16 protein-coding genes are annotated in these 22,296 nt (G+C 68.0%); 3 read left to right on the forward strand and 13 right to left on the reverse strand.

Features of this window, described 5'->3' with window-relative positions:
- The first annotated feature begins 43 nt into the window (after positions 1 to 43).
- The gene (locus tag ACNS88_RS10145; RefSeq protein ID WP_435097077.1) at positions 44 to 1,255 is read left to right on the forward strand and encodes a mechanosensitive ion channel family protein; all 1,212 of its coding nucleotides are present in this window, start codon (positions 44 to 46) and stop codon (positions 1,253 to 1,255) included.
- On the opposite strand, the gene ACNS88_RS10150 is transcribed toward ACNS88_RS10145, so the two are convergent.
- The 3 genes from ACNS88_RS10150 to mutS form a co-directional block, all read right to left on the reverse strand.
- Complete coding sequence (locus ACNS88_RS10150) at positions 1,248 to 2,846, reverse strand: right-handed parallel beta-helix repeat-containing protein (protein ID WP_435096779.1); 1,599 nt, start codon at positions 2,844 to 2,846, stop codon at positions 1,248 to 1,250. The genes ACNS88_RS10145 and ACNS88_RS10150 overlap by 8 nt on opposite strands.
- A 278-nt stretch (positions 2,847 to 3,124) precedes the next feature.
- Positions 3,125 to 4,858: a DNA mismatch repair endonuclease MutL gene (gene mutL, locus ACNS88_RS10155; RefSeq protein WP_435096782.1), complete on the reverse strand. Its 1,734-nt coding sequence runs from the start codon at positions 4,856 to 4,858 to the stop codon at positions 3,125 to 3,127.
- Positions 4,848 to 7,601, reverse strand: coding sequence for a DNA mismatch repair protein MutS (mutS, locus tag ACNS88_RS10160; RefSeq protein ID WP_435096785.1), 2,754 nt, complete (start codon positions 7,599 to 7,601; stop codon positions 4,848 to 4,850). The genes mutL and mutS overlap by 11 nt, the downstream gene beginning before the upstream one ends.
- 155 nt (positions 7,602 to 7,756) lie before the next feature.
- Here mutS and ACNS88_RS10165 point away from each other — a divergent pair, with 155 nt between their 5' ends.
- A complete protein-coding gene (locus ACNS88_RS10165; RefSeq protein ID WP_435096788.1) occupies positions 7,757 to 8,278 on the forward strand; it encodes a J domain-containing protein in 522 nt (173 codons plus the stop codon).
- Positions 8,279 to 8,305: 27 nt separating this feature from the next.
- On the opposite strand, the gene mobA is transcribed toward ACNS88_RS10165, so the two are convergent.
- Positions 8,306 to 8,995, reverse strand: a complete 690-nt coding sequence (gene mobA, locus ACNS88_RS10170; protein WP_435096791.1) for a molybdenum cofactor guanylyltransferase — start codon at positions 8,993 to 8,995, stop codon at positions 8,306 to 8,308.
- Positions 8,996 to 9,139: 144 nt separating this feature from the next.
- Here mobA and pdxS point away from each other — a divergent pair, with 144 nt between their 5' ends.
- Positions 9,140 to 10,048: a pyridoxal 5'-phosphate synthase lyase subunit PdxS gene (gene pdxS, locus ACNS88_RS10175; RefSeq protein ID WP_435096794.1), complete on the forward strand. Its 909-nt coding sequence runs from the start codon at positions 9,140 to 9,142 to the stop codon at positions 10,046 to 10,048.
- A 973-nt stretch (positions 10,049 to 11,021) separates the two neighbouring features.
- Here the strand turns inward: pdxS and ACNS88_RS10180 are convergent.
- The 9 genes from ACNS88_RS10180 to ACNS88_RS10220 form a co-directional block, all read right to left on the reverse strand.
- A complete protein-coding gene (locus ACNS88_RS10180) occupies positions 11,022 to 11,798 on the reverse strand; it encodes an IclR family transcriptional regulator (protein ID WP_435096797.1) in 777 nt (258 codons plus the stop codon).
- 71 nt (positions 11,799 to 11,869) lie between these two features.
- Positions 11,870 to 13,294, reverse strand: a complete 1,425-nt coding sequence (locus ACNS88_RS10185) for an MmgE/PrpD family protein (RefSeq protein WP_435096800.1) — start codon at positions 13,292 to 13,294, stop codon at positions 11,870 to 11,872.
- A gap of 101 nt (positions 13,295 to 13,395) precedes the next feature.
- Entirely contained in the window at positions 13,396 to 14,724 is a 1,329-nt protein-coding gene (locus tag ACNS88_RS10190; RefSeq protein ID WP_435096803.1) for an MmgE/PrpD family protein, read from the reverse strand.
- Complete coding sequence (locus tag ACNS88_RS10195; RefSeq protein ID WP_435096806.1) at positions 14,714 to 15,793, reverse strand: branched-chain amino acid ABC transporter permease; 1,080 nt, start codon at positions 15,791 to 15,793, stop codon at positions 14,714 to 14,716. The genes ACNS88_RS10190 and ACNS88_RS10195 overlap by 11 nt, the downstream gene beginning before the upstream one ends.
- Positions 15,786 to 16,802: a branched-chain amino acid ABC transporter permease gene (locus tag ACNS88_RS10200; protein ID WP_435096809.1), complete on the reverse strand. Its 1,017-nt coding sequence runs from the start codon at positions 16,800 to 16,802 to the stop codon at positions 15,786 to 15,788. Before ACNS88_RS10200 ends, ACNS88_RS10195 begins: the two co-directional genes overlap by 8 nt.
- A 5-nt stretch (positions 16,803 to 16,807) precedes the next feature.
- Entirely contained in the window at positions 16,808 to 18,130 is a 1,323-nt protein-coding gene (locus ACNS88_RS10205; RefSeq protein WP_435096812.1) for a substrate-binding domain-containing protein, read from the reverse strand.
- Between the two features lie 116 nt (positions 18,131 to 18,246).
- Positions 18,247 to 19,902, reverse strand: a complete 1,656-nt coding sequence (locus tag ACNS88_RS10210; protein ID WP_435096815.1) for an ATP-binding cassette domain-containing protein — start codon at positions 19,900 to 19,902, stop codon at positions 18,247 to 18,249.
- Between the two features lie 144 nt (positions 19,903 to 20,046).
- The gene (locus ACNS88_RS10215) at positions 20,047 to 20,820 is read right to left on the reverse strand and encodes an SDR family NAD(P)-dependent oxidoreductase (protein WP_435097080.1); all 774 of its coding nucleotides are present in this window, start codon (positions 20,818 to 20,820) and stop codon (positions 20,047 to 20,049) included.
- Position 20,821: 1 nt separating this feature from the next.
- On the reverse strand, positions 20,822 to 22,270 hold the full coding sequence (locus ACNS88_RS10220) for an FAD-dependent oxidoreductase (protein ID WP_435096818.1): 1,449 nt from the start codon (positions 22,268 to 22,270) through the stop codon (positions 20,822 to 20,824).
- Positions 22,271 to 22,296: the final 26 nt, after the last annotated feature.

Below are 22,296 nucleotides of genomic sequence, written 5' to 3' on the forward strand. Positions count from 1 at the left end.
AAATCGTTGGGCAGTGACTGCGCAACTGGGAACGCGACTCGATATGTTGTTGGGGAGCGTCGCGACCACGGAGGGTCGCGTCGCCGTGACCGCCGGGATTTTGCTTGTGACGCTCGCCATCGGCTGGCTGCTCCTCCCTCGGGCCGTCCGGACCACGGAGGGCGTCGCGACACGCTGGCTGGAACGGTTCCTCGACGGGCGCGGCGAGAGCTCGATCGAGACGATGCGAGAGGCCGTCCCGGTCTCGTTCGGCCTCCGATTGTTCGTCGGACTCCTGCAGCTTGCACTGTTCGCGCTCGCCGCCGTCGCGGTCTTAGCGCTGTGGGGGCAGTTCGCGATCGTTATCGCTGTGCTTCCCGTCGCGGAGAACGCGCTCACGATCGGTGGGCGGGCGTTCCTCTCCGTGCTGCTCCTCGGCACGGCTTACGTCGCGAGCGACGTGTTAGAGGAGTATGTCGAAGATCTGTCGGCGGACAGCGACCGTATCACCGCTCATCAGGAACAGCTGCTCAGCCGGATCATGCAGGTCGGCTTGCTGGTGATCGCGGGGATAACCGTCCTCGGGATCTGGGGCGTGAACCTCGGTGGCCTCCTCGTCGGAGCGGGCTTTTTAGGGATCGTGCTCGGGATGGCGGCCCGCCAGACCCTCGGGTCGCTGATCGCTGGGTTCGTGTTGATGTTCGCGCGACCGTTCGAGATCGGCGACTGGGTGGAGCTCGGCGACCAGGAGGGGTTCGTCACCGAGATCACGATCATGAACACCCACATGCGGAACTTCGACGGGGAGTACGTCGTGGTGCCGAACGACCTGGTCACCAATCAGGCGATCACGAACCGGAGCCGCGAGGGGCGGCTCCGGATCCACATGGAGGTCGGAATCGGCTACGACGACGATCCCGACGACGCCAGCGAGATCGCCGAGGAGGTGTTAACCGAGATCGACACCATCGCCAACAACCCGAAGCCGTACGCGATCCCGTCCGGCTTCGGCGACTCCGCGATCCTGCTTGACCTTCGGTTCTGGATCGACCCGCCCACCCCGCAGGCGCGGTGGCGCTCAAAGGCAACCGCCGTCGAGCTGATACAGGACCGCTTCGCCGACGCCGGGATCTCCATCCCGTACCCGCAGCGGACCCTGTCGTACCCCCCGGAGACCGCCACTAGCGACGAGACGGTCGAACGCGTCGAGCGCTTCGACAGCGACGACCGGCGCTCGAACAACGGCGACGGGGTGACGAGCGACCGCCCTACCTGAGCAGTTGTGAGCCGTCGGCCGACCCGTCCGAGTCAACCGGTTCGAACGTTACCCGGATCACGCCGTCGAGAGTCCTCGCGAACCCGCCCGTGTCGACGTTCTCTTGATACGGCAACGGGTCGTGAACGTCGGCGATTCGATACGCGCGATCGACGGAGAGGCGTCGGTTCAGTTCGACGAACAGCACGGACTCGCAGTCGCCGCGCTCGCCGCCCCACGTCGGGAGCGTGACGGGGACCTCGTCCGCCTCGGCGCGAATAATGTACCCGTCGGCCAGCCGCTCGTCTTCTCCGACGCGGATCGTGCCGGGGCCGTCGAATCCGTTGCGGTCGACGTCCGATGAATCAGTGATGTAGAACGTTCCGTCCCAACAGTTCGCGTCGTACGGCTCGCTGCCCGTGATCTGCCGGTGCGACTTCTTCGCGAGGTAGCCAACGGCGCTCTCGTCGTCGTCTAAACCGCCGATACAGGGGCCGTCTGTACCCTCGCGGTCCGCGGACACGTTGGCCCGGTCGGTGCTCCACGGGAGGAACTGGACCCGGTCGGTGACCGACTGCCCGCTCGGGTCCTCGAGCGGATTGTCCCGGTGGCGGGGTCCCGTCTCATCTCCCCACCAGTTACACGTCGCGCTGATCGGTTTCGGGAACGACGTCGGGTCCACAATCGCACCGCCTTCCTCGTTGTCCTCGATGACGTTGTTTCGGAGCACCGCCTCGAACTCGTCTCTCGTCTGCACTCTGTACCCTGCTTTGTTTCCGGTAAGGGTACACCGACGCACCTCGAGGAAGCCGTTGGTATGTTCGACGCCCGGGCCGGCGTTGTCCCGAACGTTGCAGTGCCGCACGAGCGCGGGCTCATCGAGGGACTGACCGTCGACGGGGGCCCTCTCGGTCTCTGGGCCGCCGTTCGCCTTAATCGGGGAACGGTCGACGAGCGACGTCCAGAGCCTCTGTTCGGCGGTCGCTTCGAACAGCGAACGGTTGACGGCGGCCGTCTCGATTCCGGGGCCCCCGTTCGCCTCGATCAGCGTCCGCTCGACTCTCGAGCCGGCAGTCGCCGGGATCGAGACGGCGCCACCGTTTTCCGCGACGACCGAATCCTCGATGACCGCCGTCGCGCGAGCGCCCGATCGAAGCGCACGCTTGGTGTTTTCTCGAATCACACAGTCGCGTATCGAGACGCGGCCGTCGTGGATGTCGATCCCGCTACCACCGTTTCGACGGACCGTCGAGCCCTTACACGCGACCTCCGCCTTGCTGTCGCTCCGCACGCCGTCGGCGGCGTTCCCTTCGACTGTCACGGAAGAAAGGGCCAGAGAGCTGCCCCGGCGAACGTCGACGCCCCGACGGAAGTTCCGCACGGTGAGATTCCAGACGGAGACGTCACGGTTCCCGTCTCGGACGTGGATCCCCGCTCGCTGTCCGTCGCCAACGAGCTGGTGTCCTCGCCCGTCGATCGTCACGTCGCTCGCGGTGATTTCGATTCCGTCGCCCACCGTGGAGCGGTCGTCATCGAAGATGTACGTCCCGGGCTCGTCGATGATCGACCCCGTGAACGTCCGCGGGTCGCCGTGGTCGCTGTCGCTTATCATCGAAACGGCTTCGCTATCGGACGTCGTCGAAAGGGCTCTGAGCCCGGCCAACGCGAACCCGCCGCCGACGCTTCTCTGGAGGACCGACCGTCGCGAGTGTCCGTCTCTCGAGCTGTCGTCCGGCAGGTTCGCTTCGTTCGACATGGTTACCTGAGAGTACGTCCTGAGCGGCATTGTTATGCGCCGGCGACTCTCGCATTAGAAAGCAGCTACTATTGTCTCGACGACACGAGAACTGGCAAGAAAAGACGGGAGCCGAGCCGTCCGAGAGGTGACGCTCACCGCTCCCGGCCGAATCCCGCCGCGAACGTCGCCTCGTCGACCGAGAGGACGGTCGGTCGCCCGTGCGGACACGCGTACGGGCGGTCGCACTCGCCGAGCCGGTCGAGCAGCGTTCGCAGTTCCCCCGCGTCCAGCGTCCCGACATCGCCGCGCTTCAGCGACGGGTGACACGCTAGATCCGCGAGCAGCGTTTCGCGGGCGTCCCGCGACGACTCGCCGCCGGACAGCGTCGCGAGCGCGTCACGAAAGGCGTCCGCATCGGCCGTCCGCCCGAACGGTGCCGGGACGGTCCGGAGCCTGACGGTCCCCCCGCCGAACGGCACCGTCTCGAAGCCGAGCGTGGCGAGGGCGTCGACGTGTGCCTCGGCGGCGGCCGCCTCGTCGGCCGCCAGCGACACGGTCGCTGGCGGGTCGAGCGGGGCGGTCGGCACCGCCTCCCCGTCGAACGCCCGGGTGAGCCGCTCGTAGTTCACGCGTTCGTGAGCGGCGTGGCCGTCGATCACGAGCAGCTCGTCGCCGGCCTCGACGAGGAGGTAGAGGTCGCGGAACGTCCCGATCGGCTCCGCGTCCGCGAACGGCGCCGGACGCTCGCCCGCATCGCCACCGACCGGCTCTAGCTCCCCTTCGATCCCCGTGTCGACCTCGGCCTTCCGCCGGAGGTCAGCGCCCGTGAGCGCGTCGGCGACGACCGACTCGACCGCGTCGGCGACGGCGTCGGCGTCGCGGAGCCCGACCTCCCGCTTTGCCGGGTGGACGTTCGGGTCCACGCGGGCGGGCGGTAGCGACACATCGACGGCCGCCACCGGCTCGCGCCCGTCCGGGAGCAGCCGGCCGTATCCCGTTCGGACCGCAGCCGCGATCCGGTTGTTCCGAACCGGGCGCCCGTTCACCGAGACTCGGACGTGGTCACGCGAGGAACGCGTGACCGAGGGGTACGCGAGGGCGCCGGACACGTCGACGGGAACAGATGCTCCCCCGGTCGTCGCGATCTCGACGCTCGCCGCGATCGCCGTCGACCGGCTCGCAGTCTCGTGGTCGTACGCGCCGAGCAGCGCCTCCGTGATCCCGGCTCCCGGCGTCGACAGCGTCCGCGACCCGTCGTGATCGAGCGTGAACGCGACGTGGGGGTTCGCGAGCGCGTAGTCGGTGACTAACGAGGATATCCGCGCGAACTCGGCCGCCGACCCGGCGAGCGATTCTCGGCGCGCGGGCCGGGTCGCGAACAGGTCCTCGACGACGACGGTGGTACCGCGGGCGCGCCCGGCGTCGGTGACTGTAGGATCGTCCGAGTCGATGTCGCTCGCCGTCGCGTCGACGACCACCCGCGTCCCGATTGCGTCGCCGTCGCTGGTGACGAGTTCGACCCGCGCGGCCTCGGCGATCGCGGCCAGCGCCTCGCCGCGGAAGCCGAGCGAGTCGACGCCGACCGGGTCGCCGTCGGGCGCGAGTTTGCTCGTCGCGTGGCGCTCGACCGCGATCCGGGCGTCCTCGCGGCTCATTCCGCGACCGTCGTCGGCCACCCGTATCCGGTCGGTGCCGTCGCCGTCGACCGCGACGTCGACCCGCGAGGCGCCGGCGTCCAGCGCGTTGTCGATCAGCTCGCCGACGACCCGGGCGGGGCGGGTCACCACCTCGCCGGCGGCGATCCGGTCGACGGTGGCGGGATCGAGCCGGCGGACGCGGTCCCGACCGCTCGCTCCCCCGCCGCTACCGCGCTCCTCACTCGTCATCGTCAACGTGGGATTGGAGGTCGTGGAGGGCGTTCAGCGCCTCGATCGGCGTCATTCGGGCGAGGTCGAGACCGCGGAGGTCGGCGGTCAGATCGGTCGCTGAACCCTCCGATTGGTCGGTCTGGGCATCGCCGTCGGTCGCGGCGTCGCTATCGCTCGCGGCGCTTGCACCCGCGGTGTTCGCCGTCTCCGGTTCTCGCTCCGTTCTCTCCGCTTCCGCCTCCGTACCGCCCGTCTCCGCGGCCACGAGGTCGCGGGAGCGCTCGACGACGGGCGTCGGAACCCCGGCGAGTTCGGCGACCTCGACGCCGTACGACGACGAGGAGGACCCGGGAACGACCCGGTGAAGGAACGTCACGTCGCCGTCCTCGCGGGTCGCCGTGAAGTGGAGATTGAAGACGCGTTCGCGCTCTTCGGCGAGGTCGGTCAGGTCGTGGTAGTGCGTGGCGAAGAGGGCGGTCGCGCCGAGCTCGTCGTGGACGAACTCGGCGGCCGCGCGGGCGATGGCGCGCCCGTCGGTCGTGGCGGTGCCGCGACCGACCTCGTCGAGGAGGACGAGCGAGTCCGGGCCGGCGTCGTGGAGGATCTCGGTCAGCTCGCTCATTTCGCGCATGAACGTCGACTGGCCGCCCGCGATGTCGTCGGAGGCGCCGACGCGGGTGAACAGCCGGTCGAAGACGGGGAGCGAGGCCGCCTGCGCGGGGACGAACGAACCGGTCTGTGCAAGCACGACCGCGAGCGCGACCGACCGCATGTACGTCGACTTCCCGCTCATGTTCGGCCCCGTGATGACCGCGATCGACCCGCGTGGGAGGTCGGCGTCGTTCGGGACGAACGACTCCTCGGCGCGCTCGACGACCGGGTGGCGGCCGCCTTCGATCTCGATACCGGGGGTGGGGTCGGTAGCAGAATCGGTGACGATCTCCGGGCGGACGTAGTCGTACTCGACGGCCACGGTCGCCAGCGAGCAGAGCGCATCTAGTTCGGCGATCGCGTCCGCCAGTTCCTGAATTCGCTCCGTCTCGCTCGCGACCCGATCGCGGACGTCGACGAACAGCTCGTATTCGAGGGCGTCCGCGCGCTCCGTGGCGCCGACGATCTCCTCTTCGCGCTCCTTCAGCGCCGGCGTGTAGTAGCGCTCGCTGTTTTTCAACGTCTGTCGGCGACGGTAGTCGTCGGGGACGCGGTCGAGGTTGGCGTCGGTCACTTCGATGTAGTAGCCGTGGACCTGGTTGTGCCCGACCGACAGCGAGTCGATTCCGGTGCGCTCGCGCTCGCTCGCCTCCAGGTCCGCGACCCACTCCCGCCCCTCGCGCTCGGTGGCGCGGAGGGCGTCGAGGTCGTCGTCGAATCCCTCGCGGAGCACGCCGCCGTCGGTGATCTCCGGCGGGGGGTTCGCGGCGATCGCGTCGTCGATCAGCTCGCGGACCTCGGTCAGTTCGTCGAGCCCGTCGCGGAGGTCGCGGAGGTGGTCGGTGCGGGGGAGGTCGGCGTCGGTAGTATCGACCCCCTCACCGCCCGCCCCCGCCACCGTCGCCTTCAGCTCCGGCACGACCGCGAGCGTCGCGTGCAGGGAGCGCAGGTCGCGGGCGTCGGCTCGCCCGCGGGAGATCCGTCCGACGAGGCGTTCGAGGTCGTAGGCGGCCGCGAGGGACTCGGCGATCCCCTCGCGGACGAGGGTTCGATCGGCCAGCTCGCCGACCGCGTCGTGGCGGTCCCGGATCGCGTCGGCGTCGACGAGGGGGCGCCCAAGCCAGCGCTCCAAACACCGGCGACCGAGCGCGCAGCTCGTTTCGTCGAGCGCGCCGAACAGGGTGTCGCTCGCGCCCAACCCGCGGTTCTCGAACAGTTCCAGGCTGCGTTGGGCGGCCGCATCGAGCCGGAGCCGGTCGCGCGGGTCGTACCGCCGGATCCGGGTGACGTACGAGAGCGGGCCGTCGTCGCCCTGCGTGTACTCGGCGTATGCGAGCACCGCCCCGGCGGCCCGGAGTTCGCCGTCGCCGTCGAACCGGCGATCGGGAGCCGGGAGATACGGCTCCAGCCGCTCGACAGCGGCTCGCCGCTCGAAAACGCCGGAGTCGTACGCGTGGGTCGTCCAGCCGCGCTCGGCGTCCGAGGGCTCGAAATCCGGAACGTCCGGTCCCGCGATCAGCTCGGCAGGCGCGATCCGGTCGAGCTCCTCCGCGACCGCATCGCGGTCGCCCGACGTGACGAGACACTCGCCGGTCGAGACGTCGACGGCGGCGAGGCCGACGGTCACCGGCTCGGAGGCGGTCCCACCCTCTTCGCTCCCGGCCGCCACCGCGGCCACGTAGTTCGTCGTCCCCGCCTCCAGCAGCTCGTCCTCGACGACGGTTCCGGGGGTGATCACCTCGGTGACGGCGCGGTCGACGAGCCCGGACGCCTGCTCGGCGTCCTCGACCTGGTCGCCGAGCGCGACGCGGTAGCCCGCGTCGAGCAGCGATTCGAGGTAGGGCGCGGCGTTGTCGATGGGGATTCCGGCCATCGGGTAGTCGCCGGTCGAGTCCGAGCGCTCCGTCAGCGTCACCTCACAGATTCGAGCGACTGCCGCCGCCGCCTCGCAGAACGCCTCGTAAAAGTCGCCGACCTGGAACAACACGAGCGCGTCCTCGTGGGCGGCACACAGGTCGGCGTACTGCGAGAGCATCGGCGTCAGCTCCTCGCGGGCAGCGGCGATCTCCGGCGGGAGCCCGGTCACCGTCTCGCGGTCCGCAGTCGGCATACCACGAAGCCGGTCTCCCGCGGGCATAAACGGTGCGGAGACGGGCGGTGAAATCGCCCGAGTCCGGCCAACGGGCCGACCCTGTCCGCCCGATATCGACGCGAGCGCTCGGCTCCCGACCGAGCGCTTACAACGCTGGAGCCCCGAATATACGTGTGACGAACCGCCCGATCATCGTCGGCATGGCAGCGACGTTCATCGGACTGACGGCGCTGTTGTTAGTCGCCGGAGTCGTCGTCTCCCCCGTCCTGTTAGCGGTCGCCGTCCCCTTCGGGATCCTCGCGTACTTTCTCTGGTACCACGCCAGCGGTCGGCTCCACGATCGCGTCCAACGCGAGGCCGCACGAGCGGGCCCCGGCGAACGCGCGCGAGCCCGGCAGCGAGCGAGAGCCGCCGAGCATCGCCGGTCGGCGTACCGGTCGGCCGGCGCGACTGACGGCGGATTCGGCCGCGGAGCGGCGACGGGCGCCGGCGATCCCCGCGATCGCGCCCCGCCGGCGAGCGGGATGACCCAGCGCGAGGCCTACGAGACGCTCGGGCTCGACCCGACCGCCGACAGCGAGGCGATCCGGGCCACCTACCGGAAGCAAGCGAAGCGGCTCCACCCGGACGGAGAGGACGGCGACGAGGACGCGTTCAAGAAGCTGAACAAGGCGTACGAGCTGTTGTCTGACTGACCGCGGTCTCCTTTTGAACTCTTCCGATCACCGAACGCCGGCGTCGTCGAGGGCTTCGCCGATCGCTGACTCCGCCTCCGCAAGCTCCGCCTGCGTGTTGACGTTGATGAACGTTCGTTCCGTGGTGCGCTCGCGGATCTCCGCGTCGCCGACGACGATGTGGTCGAGGTCGTCGATGGGTGCCAGCACCTTCCGGTCGCCGCGAGCGAGGGCGCGCTCGCAGGCCGCTGCCATCGCCTCCGCGTGGTAGACCGCCTGCGTCGTTTGGAGCCAGCGGTCGTCGAGCCGGGGGATCGCCGCTTCGTGGCCCGTGGCGTCAGCGGCGAGCCCGGCGAGAAAGCCCGGGTCGACGAACGGCATGTCGCAGGCGACGACGGCGACGTACTCGGCGGATGCGGCCCGGCAGCTGTTCCGGATCCCCGCGACGGGTCCCTGATCGGGCTCGTCGTCGACCGCCCAGCGGAGGGGAAGCGGGAGGCCGTCGAGCGCGCTATCGATCGCCGCCCGCTGGTCGGGGCGGCAGTTGATCACGATCTCGTCGACGACGGGGTCGCCGCCGGCGGCGCGGGCCGCGCCCGGCGGAATCGGGTCGTCGTCACCCGCGAGGCGGTCCGCGACGCGGCGGACCATCGGCACGCTCGCGAGGGGGGCGACGGCCTTGTCACGGTCGTCGAAGCGCGTCGAGCGCCCTCCGGCGAGGATGGCTCCGGTGATCACGTGCGGCCTATCGACGCCGGGGGACTTCGCGGTTGCGGTCGACCGACTCTCGGCGGGGGTCAGCGGGTCAGAAACGGACCACCGCCGGCCCGCTAATCCCCGGTAAAGCGACCCGTTAAGTGGCCGGCGACCCACCGTTCTACTATGGCAGAGGCCACGGATTTAGAGGAGCTGAAGCGGGGGACCGACCTAGTCAAGCGCGGCTTCGCACAGATGCAGAAAGGCGGGGTCATCATGGACGTCGTCAACAGTGAACAGGCTCGCATCGCGGAGGACGCCGGCGCGGTCGCCGTGATGGTGCTTGAGCACGTTCCGGCGGATATCCGGAAGCGCGGCGGCGTCGCCCGGATGCCCGACCCGGAGCGGGTCCCCGAAGTCATCGACGAGGTCTCGATCCCCGTCATGGGCAAATCGCGCATCGGCCACCGCAAGGAAGCGGAGATCCTAGAGGCGCTCGGCGTCGACATGATCGACGAGTCGGAGGTGCTCACGCCCGCCGACGACGAGTACCACACGGATAAGCGCGACTTCGCGTCGCCGTTCGTCTGTGGCGCCCGAGACCTCCCGGAAGCGCTCCGTCGCATCCGCGAGGGCGCGGCGATGATCCGCACGAAGGGCGAGGCCGGCACCGGCGACGTCAACCAGGCGGTCAAACACCAGCGCACCATCAAAAACCAGATCCGTACGCTCACCGGACTCAACCACGAGGAGCGCGAGAAGTGGGCCCGCGAACACGGCGCCCCCCGCGATCTGGTCCACGAGACCGCGGAGGCCGAGCGGCTCCCGGTCGTCAACTTCGCCGCCGGCGGGATCGCGACGCCCGCGGACGCGGCGCTGATGATGTACCACGGCTGTGACGGCATCTTCGTCGGCTCCGGGATCTTCGGCGCGGAGGACCCCGAGTCGATGGGGATCGCCATCGTTGAGGCCGTCAACAACTGGGACGACCCCGACGAACTCGCCCGGATCGCGAGCGGCACCGGCAAGGGAATGAAGGGCCAGTCTAACGAGGACATGCCCGAAGAAGAGAAACTGCAGAGCCGCGGCGTGTGAACGCGGATTCACACGCGAATCCCTTCTGACCGCGCCGGGCCCGCGATCGCCGACCAGGTGTCGTCCCCGGACATTTCTAGCTAGATGCAGGCGACGCTTGTCGTTCTCGCGGTGACGATTCCACTCTCTTACTGTGTGGCGTATCGACGGTGATGACCGCGACGCGGATCTGTCGTCTCGATCGCGAGCGTGTCCGACCTCGGATTCCGGATCGATTGGAGTGGAGCTTCGGCCCAGACATATTTAAAATAATATGGTTCGACCGAATTAATATCTATCATATATATCTATGAACCGATATTTGAAGAGACAGATAAATTTTACTATATATCTCGTCTCGATCGTCATCGATCTCGATGGCCTTCGGAGTCTCCGCGTAACATCAAAAGAATCAGGGCAGAGAGCTGTCTCTAACGGAATTAAACGGTTATATTTCCGTCGGAAACGGAGCTTTCATCGAGAGGAAGCCGATTGAAGGCGCCCTTGCGATGTTCTGCTCCTCGCTCGATCCGGTGGGAGTTCTCACACCGTCGACGTCGCGATAGACGTGAGTTCTTGACGGCGGTTTATCAGCGTTCACAACCGATAATACGCCGATACTCGTCGATGGGGCGAGTCGCCGTGTCGGTGATCGCAACGCGATTCAGACGACCGACGCCCGTCGAGTCCCGATCGAGCTTCTGTCCGTAGCCACACAGCGCAGATCGAGCACTTCTACCTAAGTATAAAAATACAAGTATATATTTAAAAGTGATACTATATCAGAATTATCCCAGATATCGTCGTGGTTGATCGGCAAGACAACCCATTCATCGACGTTGACTGTCGGTCTGCTCACGCCCTATCATTACATCCATACATCTGTAATTTTATTCCCTGGGGTTCAGCGGGACTTTGACACAATAGGATGCGTTCGATCGCGCTCGTAGGATCGAACTCGAAAACAGAACGATCGTTCTGTACAACCGAACGACTACGAGTACGTCGCGCGGATACCGATTATCCGGGCGGACTGCGCGACCATCTCGGGGACCTCCTCGTGATACCACGTCCCGTTCATCCGGGTGGTGGGCCCCGAGACGCTGATCGCTCCGAGGACGTGCCCGTCGTCCGCCGACAAGATCGGCGCGCCGACCGCGCGCATCCCGGCGGTCCGCTCCTCGTCGTTGAACGCGTACCCGCGTTCGGCGATCTCGTCGAGTTCGGTCCGCAGCGCCTGAACGTCCGTGAGCGTGTCCGGCGTCTGCCCGTCGAACGTCACCCCGTCGAGCACGGCGTCGAGCCGGTCGTCGGAGAGATGCGCGAGGTACGCTTTCCCCACCGAGGTCGCGTGGAGGTCGACGACCGTCCCGATGTGCGAGTCCGTCCGCACCGCTTGGTCCGCCAGAGACTGATACACGTAGATCCCGAGGCCATCTTCCTCCACCATCACCTGTGCGCGCTCGCCGACCGCCTCGACCAGACTGTCCGTCTCGGGCTTGGCGACGTGGTACAGGTCGTGGTGCTGGCGTGCGCGGTCACCGAGCCCGAGGAACTGGAGCCCGAGCCGGTACTCGTCCCCGTCCTGGACGACGTACCCCAGATTCCGGAGTGTCTGGAGGTGGTTGTGGACCGTGCTCTTCGAGGTCGACAGCGACTCCGCCAGCTCCGAGACGCCGCATCCCTTCCGCTCGCCGAGCTGTTCGAGGATACAGAACGATCGTTCTGTCGCTCCGACCGACGCCGCGCTTGATGTGTCGTCACGTGTCATACTCGTTGAAACAGAGGGGTAAGATAAGAATCTGTCGTGTGTGTTCGGCTTGACAAAACTGTCGTTCTACACTACGGTCGAAGGGCGGCGACCGTCTCCCGGACCGGGCGTTCCGCGGCCGCGTCAAGCGCGTCGAGGGCCTCCTCGATGCGGGCGTCGGCGACGTTCTTCCCCTCGGCACGGTCGTCGTCCGAGCCACCGGAGAGCCCGTGCACGAGCAGTGCCCGGTTCCGCTCGCGGTACTCGGCGTCGGGCATGGGATCGCGGTAGTCGCCGCGGGGGTAGTCGCGTGCGCCGGTCAGGGTCGTCCCGTCGCGCAGTTCCACGGTGACGCTCGCTCCCCATGACTCGGGAAACGCCGCCTCGTACCCGTCGTCCTCGCGGAGTTCGACCCGGGCGGCCACCGACCGGACGGTTTCGTCAGCCAGCGCCTCGTCCGTGAAGCCGTCGAGGTCGACGCTTCCGCGACAGAGGTACGTCGCCAGCACGTACGGGGCGGAGAACTTCCCGGCGGTCATCGTCTCGGGTTCGGCGTTGGACATGTCGGTCGCGTTGGCGAACGTCCGGACGACGATCGACTCGATATCGCCCGGATCGGCGGCCCCCCCCTCCGCACTCCGCCCGTCGACCGCCTCGCGGAGCGCGTCGAGCGGCGGATGCGTGTACCGGCAAGAGGGGTACGGCTTGACGTAGTGTTCCGCGATCGCCCACTCTGCTCCCAACGTCTCGAACTGGCCGGCGAACCCGTCCGGCAGCAGGTCCTCGAAGGGGTCGTACACCGCTTCGATCGCCGCATGAGACCCCTCCAATCCCGCGAGGGCGGTCAGCGCTGCGGTCACCCCGGCCTGCGCCGAGAAGCCAGCGGTGAAATTGCGCGCGGGAGCGCCCTCCGCGTACGGGTCGTGCATCGAGACCACCGCGAGGTTCGCGGCGATCCGGAACGTCTCCGCGAGCTCCTCGGCAGTCGCGTCCAGACAGAGAGCGCTCGTCACCGCCGGGCCCACGGTCGTCCACGTCGAGTGGGGGTTTCGAACGAGCCACGGGATCGCGTCGTTCATCCGGGCTTTCATCGCGAAGATCGCTCTTTCCAGCCGAACGCAGACCTCGTAGGCTCGGGTGCAGGCGTCGACAAACGTCTCGCCGTCGACGTCGTTCGCCTCCGCGACGGCGAGCCCGCCGGCGACGATCCCGGCGCCGACGTGGCCGCCAGTGTTGTGCCCCTCCTCGATCTCTTGTGCGATGGCGGCCGCCGCGTTGGTCATGGCGGCCTGCGGCGGCGCGACCTGCCGGTCGGTTCCGAGGATCGTCGCCTCGCCGTCGGCGAACGCGCCCGCCCTCGCGACGCCGGCGACCCCCGGTGCCGCCGACCCGGCGACGGCGGCTGCCAGCACGTCCGCGACCACCGCCCGCCCGTGCTCGCGGGCCTCGTCGTCGACGGGCGACGCGAGGAATTCAGCGACCGCTCGCTCCCACTCTCGTGTGTGTCGTGTTGCCATACTTGAAGGACGCACGACGCGGGCAAAAGCGTATGGGCCGCGGTCAGCGACGCAAGAGAGAGTGTTGGACGGTCAGCGACACGAGAGAAAGTGTTGGACGGTCAACGCCGCGCGAGCGTACAGAGGACGCGCGGCGGCTCCGGCGCCCTGGCGCTCTCCCAGAGCGTGGCCGCCCGGTCCGCACCGATGACGGGCGCGACCAGCTCCCGGAACTTCGATTCGAGCCGCGCCTCGTCGAACGGGTCGTGCTCGCCGCCTCGCGGCGCGACAACCTCCCGAGAGACGCGCTCGTCCGCGGTCTCGACGGTCACCCGCGCGCCGCGCTGCTCGGGCGCCCGGGCGGCGATCTTGTCGTCCACGGCGACCGTGGCGCGCTCGGCGAGCGCGATCGCCTCCGGGGTTATCGCCTCGTCCGCGAACGCCGTCGGTCCGGTCTCGTCGCGCAGGAGCGTCGTCGCGACTGCGAAGGGGATCGAGAACTTCGCCTGCAGCTGGTTCCGCGGTCGCGTTTCCGTCAGGCGCGCGGCCGCGGGGTACGTCTCGACGCGCACCGACTCCACCGCCGTCGGGTCCAGCCCGTCCGGGAGCGCCGCGATAGCGTCAAGCGTCGGGTGCGTGTACCGGCACGCGGCGTGGATCTTGAAGTAGCCGTGTGCCAACTCCCAGCGCTCGCCGACCCCGGCCGAGAGGGCCGCCTCGTCGACCCCGTCGGCGGCGGCGTGTTCAAGGTGCCGTGCGACCCCTCTTTCCAAGCCGCCGAATCCGGCCTCGGCCTGATCGACGGCGACCAGCGCCGCGAGGTTGCTCATGCCGGCGTAAGCGTTCCTGACGGTCGCGCCCTCGGTCGCCGCCTCGAACCGGGTGTGTTGCGCGTAGTTCGCCGCGATGGCCATGGCCGAGCGCGTCGTCTCCGGGTCGAGTCCGCGCGAGCGCGCCACCGCGGCCGCGCCGCCGACCGGGCCCCACACGCCGTGGGGGTGATACCCGGAGCGGAGCGTCCCGAGCGCGCGAGCGGTCCGGACGGCCACCTCGTAGCCCGCGACGAACGAGCGCACGAACGCGTCGCTGTCGCCGTAGCCGATCTCGGCGTCGGCCAACAGCGCGGGCAGCACGTGGATCGCCGGGTGGCCGGCGGCGAACCGATGCCCCTCGTCGAGTTCGAGGACGGTTCCCGCCGCGCCGTTACACAGCGCCGCCAGCGGCGGAGCCGTCTCGCCGCCGTCGGCGCCGATCACCGTCGCCCCGCCAGAGACGCCGTCGGTCCACCGGCGCGCGAGGGCGCTGACCGCGTCGTCGGTCGACCCCGCGATGATCGCGCCGAGCGTGTCGGCGATCGTGAGCCCCGCCCGGTTACGGACCCGGTCGGGGATCGCTTCCGTCTCCAGTTCCGCGGCGAACGTCGCCAGCTCGTGTTCGGGCTCAGGCGCCATCGTCGTCCAAGAGGTCGGTGCGCGCACGGAGCAGTTCGACGAAGCGAGACGGCCACGAGACGACGCCCTTCGGGCTGTACAACACGATCATGATGAGAATAACGCCGTACACGGCGTTGTTGAGTCCGGGAACGGAGAAGGACTGACGGACGAACTCGCTGACCGGAATGACGATGAACGATCCAACGATCGGACCAAGAACGGTGCCGACTCCGCCGACGATCGCCGGGAGGAGAATCTCCACGTTGACGAGCAGTTCGAACACCGTCGACGGGCGGATCGTGTTGAAGTACATCGCCCAGAACGCCCCGGGCCACGCCGTGAAGAAGGCGCTCACGGCGACGGCCAACAGCTTGTACCGGTAGGTCGGGACGCCGATCGCGGCCGCGGCCTGCTCCCGCTCTCGGATCGCGAACAGGTAGTAGCCGAGCTGCGACCGGTTGATCGCGAGCGAGACGACGGTGACGACCGTTAGGAATCCGAGAATGAGGTAGTAGTACGGCAGATCGCCGGTGAACTGGAACGCGGCCAACCCCGGCCCGTCAGCGTACTCGCGCGCGAGCGGTCTGAAGAACCCGCTCGCGCCGCCGAGCTGCGGGACGTTCGTGAACACGTACCGCAACAGCTCCGCGAACGCCAGCGTGGCCAGCGCGAAGTAGTGCCCCTCCAGATCGTAGCGGAAGGTCAACGCGCCGATCAGCAGGCCGTATATCCCGGCGAGGACGCTGCCGAGCAACATCCCGATCCACGGAGAGATTCCGAGGGTATCGGTCAGGATGATCGTCGTGTACGCGCCGAGTCCGAAGAACGCGGCGTGGCCGAACGAGAACTGCCCGGTGTACCCCGACATGATGTTCCACGCCTGGGCGGTCGTGGCCCAGACGAGGGTGATGATGAGCATGTTCAGGCTGAGCCAGCCGAGCGGTGCGAATCCGAACAGCGCGAGCCGTCTGAGGAACGGTGCCGCAGCGAGCACGACGAGGATCGTCGCAACGAGCATCGGGAGCGCGTACCACTCGTCGCGGAACGCGCCGTATCGCTCGACGGCTCGGGAGAGCGGGTTACTCATCGGCACTCCCTCCGAGCAGTCCCTCCGGTTTCACGAGCAACACGAGGATGAAGGCTAAGAAGATCACGATCTGGTAAGTGGAGCCGCCCAGGTACGCCGAGCCGAACACCTGGATGAAGCCGATGATGAGTCCGCCGACGAACGCGCCGGGAAAGGAGCCGAGCCCGCCCAGCACGACCACGACGAACGCGTTTATCAGGTACTGGTCGCCGAGCGCCGGCGTGAACGACTGGAACAGCGGGATGACGCCGCCCGCGAGCCCCGCCAGCGCGGCGCCGATCCCGAACGTGAGCGCGTCGATCCGCGGGACGTCGATCCCGACGTACTGCGCGCCGTCGCGGTTGTCCGCGGTTCCGCGGATCGCTCGCCCGAGCATCGTCCGTTGGAGGAACAGCCACGTCGCGGTCAGCGCGACGAGCGCGATAACGAGCGCGTACAGCTGTCCCTGCGGCACGAATACGCCGGAGAGTTCGAGCGAGCCGAGATCAAGGCCGAGCTGTCGAGGGTCAGAGCCGAAGGCCATCTCGACGCCGCTGACGAGGATCAACAGGACCCCGAAGGTGACGATGAGCTGGTTCTCCTGTGAGGCGTCGATGATCGGCGCGATCGTCGACTGGTAGATGAGGACGCCGAGGACGAACAGCAACAGCACGGCAAACGGGATGGCGAAGAACGGCGAAAGGCCCGTGGCGTCGGAAAACACGAGCACCGTGTACATCGCGACCACCATCAGCGCGCCGTGCGCGAAGTTGATCACGTCCATCACGCCGAAGATCATCGTTAGTCCGAGCGCGACGAGGCCGTATATGCCTCCGAGCAACACGGCGAACACCAAGTACTGAGCGAAGATCGTCGGAGACGGAAGCGAGAGGCCGAGAACGGCCGGCACCACGGTCGCGTCGAACGCGCCGGCGAGCGCGTCCGCTCTCCCGAACGAACCGGGCAGCCCACCGAGCGCGACGGCGGCCGCTTCTCGACCGCAGGCATCAGGGAAAAGCCAAGAAAGCATGTGGGTCAGAACTGCACGTCGGCCTCAGCGAACTCCTCGGGTGCGACGACGCGGTCTCTGAGATCCTGAATCTGGAACAGTGGGGCGAGCGAGTTCTCGTTTTCGCCGTTGTCGGCGAAGGTGATCGGTGGCATCGCCGCGATGTGATCCTCGACGGTGATCTCCCCTAACGCGTCGTTGATGTCGTCGGGGTCGGCCGACCCCGCCTCCTCGATCGCCGCGATGATGACCTGGGTCGCCGCGTACGTCATCGCGACGTTCGCGTCGAACCCGGAGTCGAACTCGGACTCGAAGCGCGACCGGACCTCGGCGGCGCCGTCCGAGGTCGGGTCGAGCGCGAAGTTGGTCGCGAACCCGCCCTCGACGGTGTCGCCCATCTCCTCGAGCGCACTGACGTCGTTCATCGCCGCGTTCGAGCAGCCGGTCACGTATTTCGGCTGGTAGTTCTGGTTGTTCATCGCGTTGACCAGCTCGATCGTCCCCGAGCGGTAGGTCGTCGCGATCACCGCGTCGGGGTCGGCGTCCCGCAGCGACGTGACCTGCGTGTCGGCGGTGTCGCCGAATTCGTAGGCGGTCTCGGCGACGATCTCGATGTCGTTGGCCGGGAGTTCCTCCCGGAGCGCGTCGCGAACCGACTGGCCGAAGCTGATGTCGATGTAGAACAGTCCCGCGGTCTCGATCTCCTCGCCGGCGTTCCGGACCGCGTCAGCGAGCAGGCGCGCGTGGTCGACCGCCATCTGGTTCGCCGGCGGCTGCGGTCGGTACGCGTAGTTCAGTTGCGTCTCCTGGAGGATCGAGTTGGCCACGGACACCGAGATGACGAAGGGCACGCCCGCGTTCTCCGCGGTCCGGGTCGCCGCGCTCGTCACCGGTGAGGAGTAGCAGCCGGTCAGCACGCTGGCGCCCTCGTCGATGAGCTCCTGTGCGACCTCGCCCCCGAGCTCCTGTGCGCCCTCGTTGTCCCCGCTGACGACGCTGAGCTCCGCGCCGTCGAGTGACTCGATGCCGCCGGCCTCGTTTTTTAGCATTGCGGCCAGGCGAACCGCCTGATCCATGCGCTCGCCGGTGTTACTGAGCGATCCGCTCAGCGGGTGGTTCGAGCCGATAATCACTTCGTCCGGGGCGTCGCTGCCACCGCTGCCGCCGTCAGACCCGTCTGAGCCGTCGGAGCCGTCAGAGCCGTCACTGCCATCGCCGCCGTCACTGCCGTCACTGCCGTCACCTCCACCGTTACTGCTACACCCGGCCAGCGCGCCGGTGACGCCGGCTGCGCCGCTGTACTTGACAAACGACCGTCTACTGACTCTGTCCGCGGGATTGTCTCCCATATACATCTTGTGTGTGACCGGTACACATATAGTTTGTTACGGAAGTTCGTGATGTCCTGTAGAAGTCATGACAGACAACCGAGAGTGGCGAGGAGAAAACGCGACCGAGGCGGGCGTTAGTCCAGTCCGAGGTACAGCTCGACGAGGTCGTCCTCGTCGGACAGGTCGTCCGGCGTGCCCTCGAACTGGAGTTGGCCCTGTGCCAAGATGTAGACGTAGTCGGCGATCCGCAGCGCTTCGCGGACGTTCTGCTCGATGAGAATCACCTGCGCGCCGCTGTCGACGAGCCGCCTTGTCATCTCGAACACCTGATCGATGAGGGACGGAGCCAGCCCGCTCGACGGCTCGTCGAGGAGGTACACCTCCGCGCCGGTCATCATCGCGCGACCGTAGCTGAGCATCATCTGCTGACCGCCGGACAGCGACCGGCCCCGCTCGTCGAGCTTGCCTTCGAGCTCGGGGAACGAGGACAGGACTTCGTCGAACCGTTCTTCGCGGGTCGACCCGTCAGCGACGGTGTACCCGCCGAGGAGTAGGTTCTCGCGGACGGTGAGGCCGCCGAAGATCCCGCCGTTCTGCGGGAGCATCGTGATGCCGCGGTGGACGTTCTCGGCCGGCCTGTTGTGAGTCACGTCGACGCCGCGGTGGGTGACCTCTCCCTCCCACGCTGGGACGACGCCGGCGAGCGTTTTTAAAAGGGTCGACTTCCCCGACCCGTTCGGCCCGAAGATGCAGGTCACGCCGTCGCGGCTCTCCATCGACACCCCGTCGACGACCCGGTGATTCCCGTAGCCGCTGACGAGGTCCTCTCCCACGAGCCACGGCTCGCCGTCGGGTTCCGCGCCGATCCCGGAGAGCGCGGACGTGGTGTTCGCCGCGGTCCCGGCTGTCGCGCCTGCGCCGTCGGCCGGAACCGCCCCCCCGCCGGCGGTCGGCGTCGGCTCCGTCATGTCGTCGCCCGGCGTTGCGCCCCCTTCGGAGACGGTGTCGTCCGTCTCCTCTCCGCCCCCGATAAGCGTCTCCAGCGACGCGTCGTGTTCGGCCGCGCCGCCGAGGTACGCGTCGCGGACGCGCTCGTCGCTCGTCACCGACTCGAAGTCGCCCTCGACGAGGACTTGGCCCTGATTGAACACGGTTACGCGGTCGCACACGTCCGCGATGACCCGCATATCGTGTTCGATGATCACGAACGTCGTCCCGCGGTCGTTGAGCGTCTCCAAGTGGTCGAGCAGCCGGTTCCGGAGCGAGGGGTTGACCCCCGCGGTGGGCTCGTCGAGCATCACGCAGGCCGGTTCGAGCATGAGGATTCGACCGAGTTCGAGCAGCTTCTCTTGCCCGCCCGAGACCCCGCCGGCCTCCTGGTCGGCGACGTGGTCGATCTCGAGCAGTTCGAGCAGCTCGTCGGCGCGGGCGCGTTTCTCCTCCGAGATCCGTATCCCGGAGCGGAGTCCCCCGGTGAACACGGCGAGCATGTTCTCCTTAACTGTGAGGTCCTCGAACGGCGACGGTATCTGGAAGGTCCGCGCGAGCCCGCGCCGAGCGATCTCGTCCGGCTTCCAACCAGTCACGTCCTCCCCGTCGAACCGGACGGTGCCCCCGTCAGGGCGGTAGAAGCCGGTGACGGCGTTGAAAAACGTCGACTTCCCGGAGCCGTTCGGCCCCATGATCCCGTGGATCGTGTCCTCCTCGACAGTCACGGAGAGCCTGTCGTTTGCGACGAGGGAGCCGAACCGTTTGGTCAGCCCCTCGGTCTCTAAGATCGGGCGAGTCATACCCGATGGTGACTGCACGTGCGAATAAACGTTTTCCTGCTTGTGAGTGACACACGCGTGTTCTGTTTCGAGACACACGGTGGTCGCCCGTGCAAGCTACTCAAAAAATCGTGTTTAAAAACGGAGGGTCGCCCGCCGACCGACTCACTCGACTGTGGCCCGACCACCGTCGACGAGGACCGTCTCGCCCGTAACGAACGAAGCGTCGTCGCTCGCGAGGAAGGTGACCACGCTCGCGACCTCCATCGGGTCTCCCAGCCGTTCGAGAGCGGCGAGGTCTCGGAACCGCTCGCGCGCCGCGTCGTCCTCAGCGTACGGTTCGGTCATCGGCGTCTCGATGAACCCGGGTGCGACGGCGTTGGCTCGGACTCCGTCCTCGCCCAGCTCGGCGGCGAGCGCGCGCGTCAATCCCTCCAACCCGGCCTTCGTCGACGCGTAGCCGGCGCGCTCGGTCGCCCCGATCTGCCCGTATATCGACGAAATGTTGACGACCGCGCCGGCGGCCTTCCGGAGGTGCGGCGCGGCCTCGCGGGCGATCCGGAACGGCGCGGTGAGGTTGACCGCCACCGAGCGCTCCCACGGCTCGCCGTCGTGGGTCGCGAGTGGCTCGCGCGCGACGATTCCGGCCACGTTGACGACCGCGTCGACGCGTCCGGTGTCGGCCGCGCGTTCGACCAGCGCTTCGATCGCCGCGGGGTCGGTCACGTCGGCCGTGACCGGCTCGAACGCACCCGACAGATCCGCGCAGGCCGCGACGGTCTCCGACTGATCGAGCCGGTCGCCGCCGATAACCGTCGCGCCGCGCTCGGCGAAACGAACCGCGCAGGCGCGGCCGATCCCTCGGGCGGTCCCGGTGATCAGCGCGGTCTCGCCGGCGAACGTCGGGTCTGGGGTCGCCCCCTCCTCGCCGGCCGCCATCTCACTCACCGAGCGACTGCGCGGCGTGCAGGCCCGCGAGCCGGCCGAACCCCATCGCGGTCGTCAGGCCGTTCCCCGAGAGGTAGCCGTCGGCCCCGTGGCCGCTGATACCCGTCGCGGTGCCGCCGCCCGCGTAGAGGTTGTCGACGGTCGACCCGTCCTCGCGGAGCACTCGCGCGTGCTCGTCGACGACGAGCCCGCCCTGCGTGTGGAACAGCGAGCCGGTTACCTCGGTCCCGTAGAACGGCGGTGCGAGGACGTTGCGCCCGTCGACCCGCTCCACTTCGTCCGCCTCGTCCGCCTCGATGGCGGTGTTGTACGACTCGACCGCGTCTCGGGTCGCCTCCGGGTCGCAGCCGAGCTCCGCGGCGAGCTCCTCGACGGTGTCCGCGCTGGTGTACGAGCCGAGGTCGACCGCGCGGTCGAAGTCGTCGAACTCGCCTTGGAGTCGCTCGAAGATGCGCTCGTCGAAGACCTCGTAGGCGACGCCGTCCGGCTGGCGGACCACGTCGATCGCGAACTCCGAGTACCCCTTCGACTCGTTGCCGAAGCGGTCGCCGTCGGCGTTGACGAGGATCCCGCCGTTCATCACGACTGCGTACGTCGACAGCGCGCCGGTTCCGCTGACGACGGTCGCGTGCCCCTGAAAGGCGTCCATCGACGCGAGCGCGCCGCCGAGCTCCGCGCCCCAGCGGATCCCGTCCCCGGTGTTGCCGTCAGAGCCGTAATAAAGCGCGTCGGCGATGTCGGCTTCGCAGTACGTGCGGACCATCTTCCGGTTCCCCGCGAAGCCGTCGGTCGCGAGGATCACCTTCTTCGCGCGGATCGCCTCCTCCCGGACCGACCCGGCGACGACGCCTTCGACCGCCCCGTCCTCGGCGACCAGCTTCGTCACCGGCGTGTTCGTCAGCAGCTCCGCGTTCTCCCGCGCCTCGATCCGGTCGCGCATCTCGGCGACGAGGTGCTCGCCGTTTCGTCCCGGCGGCGCGTGCATCCGGTATTCCGAGTGTTTGGGGTACTTGAAGTCGTCCACGAGGTGGAGGGAGAGGTCCCAGTCGTCGACGAGCCAGTGGACCAGATCGACGCTGCTCTCACAGAGGTGCCGGACCAGTTCCTCGTCGGCCTCGTGACCGTTCTTCTCCAAGATGTCCTGCGCCATGTCCGCGGGCCCCTCCTCGATCCCCGCCTCGCGCTGGAAGCGGGTACCGGCCGCGGGGATCATCCCCGTCGACAGCGCGGCGTTGCCGCCGACTTCGGCGCTCTTCTCCAGAAGGGTGACGGTCAGGTCCTCGTCCTCGCAGGCCGCGAGCGTCGCCGTGAGCCCGCATCCGCCGGCCCCCGCGATCAGCACGTCGGTCTCCACGTCGAACTCGACCTCGTCGGCGGAGACGACCTCCGCACTCGCGTCGTCTAACGTCCGCCGCTGTGGCTCCGTATCGAGCGAACTCATACCAAGGTGGTAGGAATCACATCGCG

Origin of the sequence: Halorubrum shenae, assembly GCF_051194165.1 — an archaeon.
GTDB lineage: Archaea > Halobacteriota > Halobacteria > Halobacteriales > Haloferacaceae > Halorubrum.